The 14502-nt window shown below is 34.4% G+C and carries 12 protein-coding genes and 2 pseudogenes; 6 read left to right on the top strand and 8 right to left on the bottom strand.

All coding sequences use genetic code 11. The features are described 5' to 3' along the window. Nucleotides 1-122 precede the first annotated feature (122 nt). The 7 genes and pseudogenes from BA768_RS14075 to BA768_RS14045 all read right to left on the bottom strand — a co-directional run bounded on the left by BA768_RS14075 (nucleotide 123) and on the right by BA768_RS14045 (nucleotide 6172). Complete coding sequence (locus BA768_RS14075; protein ID WP_065721281.1) at nucleotides 123-638, bottom strand: hypothetical protein; 516 nt, start codon at nucleotides 636-638, stop codon at nucleotides 123-125. Between the two features lie 158 nt (nucleotides 639-796). After that, complete coding sequence (locus BA768_RS14070; RefSeq protein WP_065721280.1) at nucleotides 797-1747, bottom strand: hypothetical protein; 951 nt, start codon at nucleotides 1745-1747, stop codon at nucleotides 797-799. A gap of 249 nt (nucleotides 1748-1996) precedes the next feature. Then, nucleotides 1997-2230: pseudogene (locus tag BA768_RS14065) on the bottom strand (heavy metal translocating P-type ATPase); the annotation flags it as partial. After that, nucleotides 2214-2483, bottom strand: coding sequence for a hypothetical protein (locus BA768_RS21785; RefSeq protein WP_410493524.1), 270 nt, complete (start codon nucleotides 2481-2483; stop codon nucleotides 2214-2216). The pseudogene BA768_RS14065 and the gene BA768_RS21785, both read right to left, overlap by 17 nt. A gap of 172 nt (nucleotides 2484-2655) precedes the next feature. Continuing rightward, complete coding sequence (locus tag BA768_RS14055; RefSeq protein ID WP_065721277.1) at nucleotides 2656-3336, bottom strand: hypothetical protein; 681 nt, start codon at nucleotides 3334-3336, stop codon at nucleotides 2656-2658. A 66-nt stretch (nucleotides 3337-3402) separates the two neighbouring features. Next, nucleotides 3403-3741: a hypothetical protein gene (locus BA768_RS14050; RefSeq protein ID WP_065721276.1), complete on the bottom strand. Its 339-nt coding sequence runs from the start codon at nucleotides 3739-3741 to the stop codon at nucleotides 3403-3405. Nucleotides 3742-3988: 247 nt separating this feature from the next. Continuing rightward, nucleotides 3989-6172, bottom strand: a complete 2184-nt coding sequence (locus BA768_RS14045) for a multicopper oxidase family protein (protein ID WP_228388432.1) — start codon at nucleotides 6170-6172, stop codon at nucleotides 3989-3991. Nucleotides 6173-6254: 82 nt separating this feature from the next. Here BA768_RS14045 and BA768_RS14040 point away from each other — a divergent pair, with 82 nt between their 5' ends. Together BA768_RS14040 and BA768_RS14030 are read left to right on the top strand one after the other, a co-directional pair. Further along, complete coding sequence (locus BA768_RS14040) at nucleotides 6255-7583, top strand: Tn3 family transposase (protein WP_165601793.1); 1329 nt, start codon at nucleotides 6255-6257, stop codon at nucleotides 7581-7583. A gap of 489 nt (nucleotides 7584-8072) precedes the next feature. Beyond that, nucleotides 8073-8324 (top strand): hypothetical protein, encoded by a 252-nt coding sequence (locus BA768_RS14030; protein WP_065721272.1) that lies wholly within the window; start codon nucleotides 8073-8075, stop codon nucleotides 8322-8324. Nucleotides 8325-8394: 70 nt separating this feature from the next. On the opposite strand, the pseudogene BA768_RS14025 reads toward BA768_RS14030, so the two are convergent. Continuing rightward, nucleotides 8395-9147 (bottom strand): annotated as a pseudogene (locus BA768_RS14025) (DNA polymerase III subunit alpha); the annotation flags it as partial. A 238-nt stretch (nucleotides 9148-9385) separates the two neighbouring features. On the opposite strand from BA768_RS14025, the gene BA768_RS14020 reads away from it, so the two are divergent. From BA768_RS14020 to istA, 4 genes are all read left to right on the top strand, one after another. Next, on the top strand, nucleotides 9386-11227 hold the full coding sequence (locus tag BA768_RS14020; protein ID WP_065721270.1) for an Ig-like domain-containing protein: 1842 nt from the start codon (nucleotides 9386-9388) through the stop codon (nucleotides 11225-11227). Nucleotides 11228-11236: 9 nt separating this feature from the next. Further along, the gene (locus BA768_RS14015) at nucleotides 11237-11815 is read left to right on the top strand and encodes a hypothetical protein (RefSeq protein WP_065721269.1); all 579 of its coding nucleotides are present in this window, start codon (nucleotides 11237-11239) and stop codon (nucleotides 11813-11815) included. A gap of 764 nt (nucleotides 11816-12579) precedes the next feature. Then, entirely contained in the window at nucleotides 12580-12792 is a 213-nt protein-coding gene (locus BA768_RS14010) for a hypothetical protein (protein WP_065721268.1), read from the top strand. A gap of 152 nt (nucleotides 12793-12944) precedes the next feature. Beyond that, nucleotides 12945-14495 (top strand): IS21 family transposase, encoded by a 1551-nt coding sequence (gene istA / locus BA768_RS14005; RefSeq protein ID WP_065721267.1) that lies wholly within the window; start codon nucleotides 12945-12947, stop codon nucleotides 14493-14495. The last annotated feature ends 7 nt before the right edge of the window (nucleotides 14496-14502 follow it).

Here is a 14502-nt window from a genome sequence, read left to right as displayed (position 1 = left end):
GATGTCTTTTACGAATTTTTCGGAACTTTTCTTTTTAGGTGTTTCCATAATTAAATGTAATTCTTTTTTTGAAAACACTCCTTAACTTTTATACTATATAATGTCTACTTTTTGCTGACGATTTACACAGCCATTAATCTAGCTTTACCAGCAAGCATTTCTGCCAATCTCTGAGGATTTTTAATGGTCTGAGATATTGTCTGAACAAAATTTCTAATGAGGCTTTCAAATTCTGAAAACTGTTCGGGATTGCTGATAATTTGAGAACCTGTGATACTTCCAATCGTAATGGATTTCACTTTCTCACCGTCTCTGTAAAATTCAAACGTCAAGTAATCAGTGATTATTAAATTGCTTAAGCCTAATCTATATCTATCAAATTGTTCCTTGAGAATTTTAGAATCTAGTTTAACTCCAATATCTTTAGCTTCGATGTATCCCACAGGGATATTATGCTTGCCTTTCGTAAGGGCATAATCAGGTGCTCCGCATTCAATACGAGCGGGTTCATTAGTAACTAGAATGTCAGGAAGTAATGTCGATAAAAGAGTTTGTAAGTCTCCTCGATACGAATGTTCTCTTGCGTTTCCAGTTTGATATAGTCTATTTAAATTATCAATATATTGCTGAATTGTCATCGTTTTTTGAGATTTATTTTCATCTGTAAATTTTCATGGTTTTGAAATGGTAAGCTTTTGAAACCGTAAACTGCCTGCCAGCTCCAAAGCTTATAAATTGCTATTATACTTTTATTCGAATTGTTGCTTACGAACAGGAAAACTTGTTAAGAGTTGTTTTATTTTCTGTTTAATAGTATTTTTTCATTTCTCGAAAATGCTTTAAGCTCATCTTCAATTTGTTCCGGACTACCATTTGTCAAAAATTCTTTTAAGTCATTTTGAAATTTAGCTTTCAGTTCTTCAATCGTTGTTTTGTCCAAATGGTCAATTCTGCAGATTTCATCTAATGAACTCGATAAAATGCCAGATAGATAGTTAAATTTATTAATTACATCAAGGCTTTCAAACTTATCGTAGTCCATCTCACAATATGTATATTCATACCAATCTTCGAGAGGAAACTCTGTTTTAGCATCTTCTAAAGTGTCTGAAATGCTAAAGTAAATTTCAGAATATCCTGGAGATAAAAGTTGATTTAGCTTTAAATTGTTCTCTAGTATATTAGTGATTTTATTAAGATAGGGTCTCAGTAATTTATTATCATTTTTGTCGTAAGCCCTAAATCCCTTCAATTTCTTTATTAAGTCCCTTTTGTTACTCACTCTCTGCTCCTTTCTGCAATTCATTCTTTTTAAATGGATTTCTTTATCTAGCTCTTTACTGTTTTCGATGAAAAATTCTAATGCTAAATTGTTTTTAGGTAACAATGCTCTTAAAGAAATTATGTTCTCCTTAAGTTTTAAAATTTTGAAGTCCCTATTTTTGACATCAATTTCATTAACTACTTCAATGTTTTCAATGATTGACTCAAAGGCATTATTGAAATCTACTAAATTCAGTTCACTATAATTGGAAAAGTCTAAGGGAATTGAGATGTCAGCATATTTTTTGTACAAAAATTTGCGTTTAAATTTCTGTGTCTTTTTGGGCTTTTCGATGAATGTAATAAAAATTGCTTCGAAGGTCAATCCATGATTAATTTCAATCAAATTGTAGTTAAGAAACCGTTCAAGCGCAAGGACTGTCTGTGACCGGACTTTTTTGTCAAAATCTATTTGAATTCTCATTTGTTGACTGTTTTTTTAAAATTAACCTAACGTCCAAATTTATACTTTCCTTCAATGTAATCTATAATATTTGCAAAGCCAATTTAATTTTCATCGTTTTTTAAGATTAATCAAACGGAAAAATAAATTATAGCAGTTCAGTAGTTTAATTTATTACAATTCGATTATGCACTATTTTATCTAGTTAATTTGTATTTCTAATTTTTATTTTCAAATGTTAGATTTCCTGGAATTTATAAAAAACTTCTTTTATTTAAAATTCATTTTCTGAATTCTAATAGCATTCAAAATCGCCAGCATTGCCACACCAACATCTGCAAACACAGCTTCCCACATTGTTGCCAATCCTCCTGCCCCCAGAGCAAGAACAATCCCCTTCACGATAAATGCCAGTATGATATTCTGCCAGACAATCTGTTTGGTCTTTTTCCCAATATTGATTGCCATCGGAATCTTAGACGGCTTATCATCCTGCATTATCAACAGCTTCAATAGTTTTATGCCCCAACTGTTGTGCTGCTTTAGCACGTCTAACTCCATCCGCAATTTCATATGTTGTTCCTGCTCCTTTAGCAATACCTTTAACCCCATATTTTAACCCAGTTCCAAAAACAGGCACCATTGCTGAAAAGTTTGCCACAGCATTTATTTTATCACCCCTTAATGCATATATCCCACCATTCATTAAGTCAAACACTTCCCCAAAGGCAGGAACATTTCCAAGACCATCAAGCAAAAGATGAACATCATCTCTTGGATCTCCTATGGCAGCATATAACGTACTTCTAGATTGTCTTAATCTATGATCCGCAAGCTTTTTTCTATATACAGCCCATGGATCAGGAGTAAGTCAAAATTTAATCATTATTGTTTTAAAAACTTCAAATCAACACATCTTATACACTACCTTATGGGAATTCAATGTTTAGTAATTTTTTTGTATTTCTGTCAAAAGCCATATTCATAAAAGGGAAAACATTGTTTCTTTCACCAACTTGCCTCATTAATACAGTGTGACCTAAAACGGAATCATCAATAAACTCAAATCCTTGAAATTGAATTCGTTTAAGATCCCCAAATTTTTTATCAAAATCTGCCAAAGCATTTTCAACAACTCCTTCTTTAGGTTTAAATTTTGGATCAAACATTTCTGTAATACCATCATAGTTTTTTGTAATTAAAAACGAATTCAATTTTTCCAATTCGGGATAAAGGTTTTCAACTTGTAATAAATCATTCTTTGAAAATGATTTTGAAACTTTTGTTCCATCTGATAGTATAATTGTTGTCTTAATTACGTCATAACTATCAGAACTTTGATTTTTAAAAATCATAAAAGCAATATTGGCTGCTTTAGATGCTACTCTTTGAGGTTGGCTATTAATTGAATTACTATTTTTTATAATCACTTCAAAATAACTATTCGATTTGGTGTTAAATGTCTCAATGCCCTTACTCGTCTCGATGTAGCCACCATAAAACTTTTGTACTTCTTCAATTGATTTTTTATCTTCAGTACTGATTGTTATCTTGTTGCATCCTGCTAATATAACCACAATTAATAATGCAAAATATTTAGTGATTTTCATATAATATTTTTGTTTAAAATTTATTTTACTTTCAACGACTCTGATTATCATAAAATGAATACATCATTATTTATTGCTACATTTCCATTTATGAGTAATTATAGTATCAGATTTACGAATTTGAAAAAAAAGTTCTCCTCTTTTTTTTATTATTGTATCTCCTACATCAATTTCCTTATAAAAAATTCGCATCCATCTATCATATTCTTTGCATTTACATATTTCTTGTGTGTAAGGATTATATCCTTTTTCCAAGAAAACATCAGAATGTGTTGGTTTTACAAGAGCAACTGCAATACATTCATTTGACAGATTAAACTTTTTATTAGAATCACAATCTGGTTTCAACTCGCAACTATTGGTCGTCAACAAAAAGTACAATATAAATATCCATTTTTTTTTCATGCTTTTTCAGACTAATTAAATTGAGGACTATACTTAAAATTTCTTTTTGCCCATGATCCAAAATTACTAAAATTTCCAGACCATCCGTTTGACCAAGACCCACTACCTCCCGCAGTAGGTTTCGGTATCCCAATATTGGGTTCAAGCCAAAAATGGGACAAAATGTTCACTTTAGAAATACTTCCATAACTAAATAAGCCGATTCTAATTAAAAATCGGCTTAAAATAGTAGTTTTAGCTATACAGATCAATACATCAGCGTAATTCCCGCACCCCATCCCATATCACTATCATAATGGGTACGAATGCCTACATTTTTATTGATAATATATTTTAGTTCTGTCATATATTCCATATCGGTATTTACCATAAAACCTGCCCTCAATCTTTTTGTAATAGGAATGTCCTCACGCATTAAAGAAAGCCGTACAATACCATCATGATAGACTTCTGCTTGAAAATTAACCAACATTGGCAATGTGTACATAAATCCCAAGCTAATGGCTCTACGTGTATCTTTCTCGTTTTTCTGTCCGAATAAATTGGTTTCGTGCTCATCCATACCCATTTTACGATACCTCCAGTCAAAACCGATGAATGGCATAAACCATTGCATTTTACCAATGTATCGTCCTAAGTGAGTTTCTACTTCATAACCGTGCATATCATTATAGCCTAAACGCCATTCTGTACCTAAACTCCATCTTGCATTCTGAAGCATTGCATCACCATCATTTCCATTGGTAGCGAAATCGTTTTGAGCCATAAAGTGTGGCATATTACTCTCTCTCCGCAACATATTATATGATTGTTTTTTGTCAGGTAAATTCGGATTTTGATAATCATCCACTGCAAAAACCCTGTTCATTCCCGACATCATATGATAAAGGATATGACAGTGGAAAAACCAATCTCCTTCTTCGTTCGCTAGAAACTCAATCGTATCAGTTTCCATTGGCATTATATCCAAAACATTTTTAAGAGGGGATTTTTCGCCTTTCCCATTAATAACTCTGAAATCATATCCGTGTAAGTGCATTGGGTGGCGCATCATTGAGTTATTGTGAATAGTAATTCGTAGAATTTCTCCTTTTTTCACAGGTATTTTATCGGTTTCTGAAAGTATTTTATTATCCATACTCCACACATAGCGATTCATATTTCCAGTAAGGGTAAATTTCAATTCCTTCACCGGAGTATCTTTGGGAAGCGAGGTATTGTAAGGAGATTGCAACATTGCGTAATTCAGGGTTTTAATATCCCCTAAAGCGTTTGCATTGTAGCGATTGGGATCATTATCCATATTCATATTGTGTTGGCTATGATCTTGCTTTTGCTTTCCATCTCCGGTAATTTCAGGATACATTACTACGTTCATATCCATTTGATTCAAGCTCATTTTCATTCCCATATCATCCAGATCGCCATTCATCTTCATCATATCGTTCATCATTTTCATTCCCTCAAAATATTTCAATTTGGGAAGTGGGGAAATCAATTGCTTAATACCGTTGCCCACAAAATAGCTTGCCGATTGTGTTCTGTCTTCGGTAGTAGCTAAAAATTCATAAGCTACACCATCAGCCGGAATGGTGACAACTACATCGTAGGTTTCAGAAACTGCAATAATTAATCTATCAACTTCTACGGGCTCTACATCGTTGCCATCATTGGCTACTACAGTAATTTTACCACCTGCATAACGCAGCCAAAAATACGATGAAGCACCACCGTTTGACACACGTAAACGCACTTTGTCACCCGCTTTTAGAGTTTTGCCGTCAACGGTTTTTAAATTGGCAGTATTATTTCCGTTGATTAAAATTTTGTCATAATATACATCGCTGACGTCCATTGCCAGCATCCGTTTCCATTCGTTGGTTACTTTTGTTTTGAAATGACCTTCCTTAATTGCTTCTGCGTAAGACTGTGTTGCGTTTTTTTTAATAGCTGCCCAATCATTAGCGTTATGCAACATCCGGTTGATGTTATCGGGATTAAGATTTGTCCATTCGCTCAATATGATGGGTACGGTTGGTAAATCATCTATACCTTTTCTAAAGGTTTTATCATCATTTTTTTTCTTCATTATAAAACTGCCATACATCCCAATTTGCTCCTGCAAGCCCGAATGTGAGTGATACCAGTGTGTTCCGTGTTGTATTATAGGGAAACGATAGGTATAGGTTGTGCCTGCCTTAATGGGCTTTTGCGTAAGCCAGGGCACTCCATCTTCCTTATTGGGTAAAAACACTCCATGCCAATGCAGTGAGGTACTTTCTTTTAATTGGTTGTGTACTATAATCTCGGCTGTATCGCCTTCTGTGAAAGTGAGTGTAGGCATTGGTATCTGCCCATTTACGGCTATGGCTCTTTTTTCTTTGCCTGCATAGTTTACGAGGGTATCTTTTACATACAGCTCATATCGCACTATTTTTTGTGCGAATAATGGATATAGAAAAATTCATAATAGAGTTGCCGGAATACTATTAATGCTTGAGTTCAATACTGAAATGTCTGATTCCAATATGATATCTGTTATTAAAAATTATCAAGCTAAAAATGGAAAAATAACCCATACGGCACCTCGTGATTTTATTCCTAAAAATGAACAGAAATGGTTATTCACTGAGAATGGCGAATTTAATCCGCAGATGTATAAAATATTTTTGTTCCGAGAGGCTGCTAATCATATAAAAGGTGGTACGCTTAATCTTAGATTTTCTGATAAGTATAAATCAATTGATGATTATTTAATTGGATACAACCGATGGAATTTGGAAAAAAAAGAATTGATTGAAAGAGCGAATATTAATCATATGTATGAAATGAAAGATGCTCTGCTACTTCTAAAAGAAAATTTGGTTGAGCATTATAAAAAAACCAACGAAAATATTCTAACGAACGAATACCTAAAGTTTGGGAAAGATAATAAACCAAGAGTAACCACCCCAAAATTGACCGAAGTAACAAGTCATTTTGTTCATGAGGCTATTGGAGAAAATGTTTATATTCCTCTTACAAAAATATTATCAGACATAAATTATTCGACAGATTTTACTTCCTCTTTTCTACACTACAGTCGAAAATCAAGTAAAGATTCTCCTGCAGGAAATATTATTTATGCAGCAGTTATAGCTTTAGGATGCAATATTGGTGTAAGGAAAATGTGTAAAATATCTACAGGTATCGGAGCTGATAAATTAGAATATGTAGTAAGATGGTTTTTTAGTAGGGATAATATTGATGAAGCGAATCAAATGATTTTAGAAATTACGGACAAACTTTCACTACCCAAAATATACCTTCAGAAAAAAGATTCATTACACACTTCAAGTGATGGACAAAAATTTAACGTAACCGTTCCTTCAATCAATGCAACTCATTCTTTTAAATATTTTGGAACCGGAAAAGGTATTTCCGCTTATAGTTTTATTGATGAAAAAAGTAAGCTTTTTTATAACAGTGTAATTAGTGCTTCTGAAAGAGAAGCTGGATATATACTTGATGGACTTCTTCATAACAAAGATATAGATAGTGACATGCATTCTACAGACACTCATGGATATAGTGAAATCATATTTGGGGTATGCAATTCTTTAGGAATTTTATTTGCTCCAAGAATAAAAAATTACAATGATCAACTTTTATACACATTTAAAGATTTTCCAAGAAATACTTATGAAAGCAAAGGAGAAACCATTGTCAATAAAGAACAATTGGAAAGCTACGAATATCAGAACAAAGTTTTAAAAGCATGGAAGAAATCGAATCCTAAAGATCATGAAAAGCTCAGTATTTATTATCAAGGGTATCAAGCATCTGAGAAAGGGAAGAAATAGAAGATGTTTTTTCCGACTATTAATAATCCGGAGTTTCGTCTGAAGAATGAACCTCCGGACTTTTTTTGCTCCATTATTCCGGATGTCGTTTTCTTGTGCGAAAGTAGAACCTGGAGAGCAGAAGAAAAAAATAGTTTTGGGTATCTAAAAAATTTCTCCAGGAAAGAAATTTTTCAGACACTCCCAAGCCCTTCGGGCAAAACTATTTCGAGCGTTCACTTCGTTTCCGTTTCTCCTGTTCTCCAAGTTCTATGATGAAAGCACAGAAAGCCGAAACCTCATAAACGAAGCAAATAAAAGTCCTCCGAGTTCAGCTCCTCCAGAACTCAAACCGGAGAAAAGAAAAAACATCTACAGAACTACGCCAGAAAAGCCAAATTTCCTATGCCTAAGCAAATTTCTGTATTATTATGATTGAGATAGCGAAAGCAATTGTAGGCTAAAACTATATTTATTTGCGGTATATTTGATGTAATAAAATATAAGTATATGTCGCAATTATTACGAGTAAAAGTAACTACAAAACATAATGGAGAAAATTTTGAAGGAAAGTTTCATATGTGGTTTACAAAAGGTTATGAAAATGGGGAAACTTATCTTTGTGCTGTTATCCATAATGATAAAGGTATAGTAGGACTGTACGATTTAGATTCTTTCACAATTGAATTTTTATCGGAATTTGATCATTTAGATTTAGATAATATAAGTGGTTATGATCCTCCAATTAGTGCAGGAAGATAAAAAGAGGCTGTCTCAAAAGTACCCTCTCTCTCGGACTCCTGTTTGACAACTTTTATCATTTAGGAGATTCTCAGAGCATTAGTTTACCTTTTGGGACAGCCTCTTTATTTTTTTCCGAATTGTTTCTTGGCAGTCCAATTTCATGTTCCTGAGGATAAGGCTTTCTAAAAGTCATACTTACATCTTCTTTAATTTGACGGTGAATATCATATTGTTTTTCTTTATCGTAAGAATACCGGGGATCGGTGATCATTGGCATCTTTGCCATTTTATGAATAGTAATGGTAGGAAAGTGAAAATCAACTTCAACCCTTCCGAGTAATAAATAACAACCGCCTCCCTGAAAATCATATTCCTTTAAACTATTGGGAAAATGTGCGGTGTCAAAATAATCACCGTTGACATCGATCCAAGTTCCAAAATACATCGTCCCTTTTTTAGTGGGAACGTGTTTTCTGGAAATAAGATATGCTAACATTTTTACCTGTCTTTTATGAAATTTCAACAAGTCTTTTACAAATACTGATCCTCTGTATTTGGTTTTTAATAAATCAAAAGGACTACATGAAACTGGAAGTCCAATTAACTCAATTTCATCAAATGCATCCTCGAAACTTTCTCTTTTCAGTTGTGGAAGTTTAAATTCCTGAACAGGTTCTTCAATTAACATCAAACCCCTATTCTTAGGTTTAAAATTTATTAATAGTAATCTTATTTCAACAAGCAATTCATTCTTTGGTTTACAAGTAAACCAGAATGCTCAAATAAAAATTAGAACCTTCATCGGTTCCATCATAATATTAATCCGTCTGATAAAATCTTCTTATGTTTTATAATCTCCACAAATTTTCAATTTCCATAGCAATATCATGAGATACTTGATTCAAAATTTCCAAATCTTTATCACCTCGATATATCATGGAAATGAAAGCATACATTTCAATTTCTTTTTTAATCCTTGGGATAAATTTACGACGCACTCATCTATGCCAAAAATAAAACAAACTTATAATCAATATATTAAAAAATAATTTTAAGTTTGCACTTCTATTAAAATCAAGATGAAAAATAAGATTGCCTTAGTTTTAGGATTATTCACAATAGTTACTGTAAAATCACAGAACACAGTACGCCCCGCTTCCGAAATATTTTCAGATTTCAATGGTTATTGGAGAAGCTCCAACAATGCAGTAATACCCAATAACAATCATAATTTACTTGCCTTTACTTGGAATGCAAATGGAATTAATAATATTAACACACCCATAACTTATTCTACCGGAGTTAATAATTCGGCTTTATCCAGCAATAATATTCCTTTCACATCTGCCACATTTATTTCATTACCCATTTACACAATCCCCTCTCCAGGTAGCGGAACTTTTATTGGGGTAGGACAAGCATTTGGAGGAAATGGTAATGTAACGCCGGTGCCGGTTAATAATAATTTAGTACAATATCTTACTGATGGTATTAACGGTTTAGGTTTAGGAACTGCTATTTTTAATATACCACAAGGCTCTAACATTGCCTTCAATACGATGGGAATTGTTCCCACATCAATCGGAGATGGTGTACCGGATCTTATTTTTACTCAGATGGGACAACCCAGCAGTACATCAGATGTATTTCACTTTCAAAATGGTCCCACCCCATCAGATCCGATGGTAGGAACTCCTTATTCGGTAGCTTTTGGTGCAGAAGTAAATGGTATACCGGTAGTTCCGTCTATTGGTAACGCCTGCTGGAAATTTTACAGAGCAAATGTATCGCCTCCTCTTTATGATGCAGGAACTTCAAGTGGATGTACGAGAAACATTAGAGTTATCGCTTTAGATTGGTCTGAAATGGGAATAACGACCGCTAATTATCAGAGTGCAACAACATTAATCCAAACATATTCAGGAACATCAGATCCTGCTTTTATTGGTGCTTATAACGCTGCATCAATTACTTTTGCATCTACTTTTAGCGGAACTGTCTTTAATGATAATAATGCAGGAATTCCCGATGGTAACGGATATCAGGGAGCAACTGTTAAGCTCTTTAATAATGGAGTAGAAATAGGATCAAAAACAACTGATGTAAACGGATATTATTATTTTGACAATATAAACACCAATACTTATCCCGGTCCTTACACAATTCAGTTAACAGAGCCAACAGGTTTTAATGTTGTAGGTAATAAAGTGGGAACTACTGACAACAGTTTCACAGCAACAATATCTAATAGCATTTCTTCAGGGAATAATTTTGGAATCAATCAACCTCCTGTAGCGGTAGATGATAATGCTTCTGTTGGTAAAAATATGTCTAAAACATTCAGTATCGTAACGAATGATTATGACTTGAATTCAGGGTCTTTAATATACTCTACAATTAATCTCATCGCTCCCTCTGGTGCAACCAATATTATAACTTCCGGAGGATATACGAAAGGATTTATAATTGCCGGACAAGGAACTTGGCTGGTAGATAATCTTGGAAATCTAACATTTACCCCCGCTATCGGATTCTTCGGAAACGCTACTACCGTTAATTATAATATTAAAGATTTAGCCGGGCTTACAAGCAATAATGCCTCAATTTTCATCGCTGTAGATTACTGCATAAAACCAGGAGCGTCAGGAATTCCTGATGGATATTCAAAAGTAGGAATTACCACATTAAAAAACCGTAACAAAAATTGGCCCGAAGGTCCAACAATTGATGAAGGTGGAGTTCCTAATGGTTTTATTGCATTGGAATCTAATACGAAAGGACTGGTTATTACCAGAACAACAAGTACAGCAAATATTATTAATCCCCAAAAAGGTATGATAGCATATGATATTACAGATCAATGTATAAAACTTTATAACGGAACTACTTGGAAATGTATAAAAAGAGCGTGTAACGATTAAATATAAAATATGAAAAATATAAAAAATACAAAAACATTCTATATAGGCAGTCTTATATTTTGTTCTTTAACCTTATCCGCCCAGGTAGCCATTGGTAAAACATCAGTAAATGGAAACAGTACACTGCTGGATTTCGGGGGAGCAACAGCTACTAATTCTCCGACAGATGTTGAAACCACTAATTTCAAAGGCATCATTCTCCCTGCATTAACAGCAACTCCTACATTTTCTGCTACCACTCCAACTACTAATAATCCACAAAACGGAACATTCATATTTGATAAAACTTCAGTAAAAGTGAGAATGTTTACTAATGGTAGTTGGGTAGATATGTCAGATACGGGAAGTTTAACCAATCTTACATCCAATACAAGTGCAGAGAGTGGGAATGGTGTGATAATAGGTTCCAATATAAGTTCGGCTACGGGAGTACTTGTTTTAGAGTCTCCCAATAAGGCAATTATATTACCTCACATTAAAAATCCTCATACAACAGTAAAAAGTCCCTATGCTGGTATGATGTGCTATGATACAGTAAGCAATTCGATTGCGGTATATGATGGCAGTAACTGGAACTATTGGAAATAAAAATCTTTACCAAATCTGCGCCTCTGTTTTTGCTTTAATAACTGATAGAAGATTTTAACGGAGCACAGAAAGGATTCACAAAAATGGAGGTTTCCTGCGGAACGTCGAAGACTATTCGAAATACCCCGAACCTATTCACTTTTAGCAAAATAGCAACAGTGGCAGCAAAGCTTAAATTTAAACATAATATTCTGAATATAAGAAGTGATTCAATATCCTTCAACTCCACCAAAATAAAAGGGTAAAACACCATTTAAAATCTAAAAATATTTTATAAATTGCTCAAATTCATTCCGTTTCATTGATTGCCTTTGTGCTGATTGAAATGGTGGTCACAAAATTTAATTATTTTTTAAAACATATTTTCTTACCGCGCTCGACGAGATCATTACATCCTTCTTGAATTTTCTTTACATAAAAAAATGTACGGAAATTATTGATGATGATGTGTACTTACAAACCTTCTAAGAATGGAGTCTTGCCGGTTTTGGCGGGATATAAATTTTAAAAAAGTTGCAAGATTTATTGCAAGACTTTTTTAGTAAATGGTCATAGAACATATTAAATCATCAAAGAGGGGTCAGTCGACGAAACGGAAAACATAGCACGTTAATGATGGAATCTATTAAGTATTGATAAGTAATTTATTATAACTATTCAGTTAACGAATTTTCATTAAAGATTTGAGTATAAAAAATCAGTATAATTATTTATTCTGAAATTCAGTTTTTATTTTATATTTAGCTAGTTAAAAATTTATAATAATGATAAAACAAAACGACAAATTAAAACTGAGGCAATTATTTCTTTATGTCCTTTCAATAGGGTTAATTTCCTTTCAAATTTCGTGTAAGGACGAATTAGCAGAAGTCCAAAATGAACAAGCTTTTAAAGAGGAATTGAACAATACTCTTTCAGCGAGAACTTTTTCGGGAGATTCGATTATGTTGGAAAAAACGGTCAAATTGACCACCTAATTTCGGAGTAAATTGACCACTGGTTTCGGAGCAAATTGACCACCACTTTCCGGTCCAAAATGACCACCTGTTATCTGGGTTATATTTGAGATAAGAACGACTTGATTTTTTCATGATGTTAGCGTCATACATTCGTTAAAAAAAAGCGGATTATGGCAAATAAAATAACAGACATGAGTAAAATTAGAAAAGTCATAAAATTCTACAGTAATGGAAAGAGCAAGTTATTTATAAGCAGCTATTTATCGCTTTCCAGAAATACCGTAAAAAAATACATTTCCTTATATGAGATCCTGGGTTTAAGCCTTGATACGATCAATGAGAAGACGGACGCCGAGCTGGAACTTTTGTTTTCCCATAACACGGTTCAGCCCATTAGCTCCAAACTACAGTCCCTGTATGATTTTTTTCCCAAGATGGAACGTGAGCTTAAAAAGGTAGGAGTCACTATACATCATATGTGGGAACAGTATCTTGTACTGCATCCTAATGGTTTTCAGAGTTCACAGTTCCGGCATCATTACAAGATCTGGGGCAAGCGTGTGAACCCGGTAATGCATATGAATCACAAATCCGGAGATAAGATGTATGTCGATTATGCAGGAAAAACGCTCTCCATTATAGATAAGGAAAGCGGGGAGATTAAAGAAGTTCAGTTTTTTGTAGCTATTCTGGGAGCGAGCCAGTACACGTATGCTGAAGCCTCTATGAGCCAGCAGAAGGAAGATTTTGTACGTTCTGTAGAAAATGCCATCCGCTTTTTTGAAGGCACACCGGCAGCGATTGTTCCTGATAATTTAAAATCCGCAGTAATCAAAAGCAGCCGTTTTGAACCCACCATCAATGAGACCCTTGCCGATCTGGCCGAACATTATGAAACGACCATCTTGCCTGCCAGGGCTTACAAACCGAGAGATAAATCTTTGGTAGAGGGAGCGGTCAAAATCCTGTACAGAAGGATTTATGCCAATCTTAAACAGGAATGCTGCGGTCTGGATGAACTGAATCGTGAGATTTGGGATCTGTTAGACTCTCATAACAAACGTAAGCTCACAGGACGTCCGTACTCCCGCTATGAGCTGTTCTTAGAAGATGAGAAGCAGCAACTCCGCCCACTGCCTGAGCATCGTTTTGAGATCAGACACCAATCCTTTGCAACCGTGATGCAGAACGGGCACGTACAGCTGAGCCGGGACAAGAACTACTACAGTGTTCCGTATCAGTATATCAAGAAGAAAATCAAGATCCTGTACACATCTTCCACCGTGGAGATTTACTATAAATACAACAGGATTGCCATGCACAGGCGCAATTACAAGCCTTATGTTTACACGACCATTACAGAACATCTGGCCAGCACGCACCAGTTTGTAACAGGATGGAGTGCTTCCCGCTTTATCGATTGGGCAAACAGTATTGATACTTCAGTGGGAGAATATATCCTCCAAATTATCGACAGCCGGAATCATCCCGAGCAAGCTTACAAAAGCTGTCTGGGAATCCTGAACTTCGAAAAAAAAGTAGGCAGGGAAAGATTGATAAATGCCTGTAAACGGGCATTGGATTTTAAGATCTACAGCTTTAAGACCGTACAGAAAATACTGGAGAACAATCTGGATCAGATCATTAATCTGGAAAATGAAGAAAAGGAGCAGGAACTGCCTGATCACGGCAACATCAGAGGAAAACAATACTATCATTAAATATCAA

The sequence above is a fragment of the Chryseobacterium sp. CBo1 genome (assembly GCF_001693475.1).
Classification (GTDB): Bacteria; Bacteroidota; Bacteroidia; order Flavobacteriales; family Weeksellaceae; genus Chryseobacterium; species Chryseobacterium formosense.
Note: the sequence above shows the minus strand (reverse complement) of the source record. Positions and strands in the feature narration are given on the sequence as shown.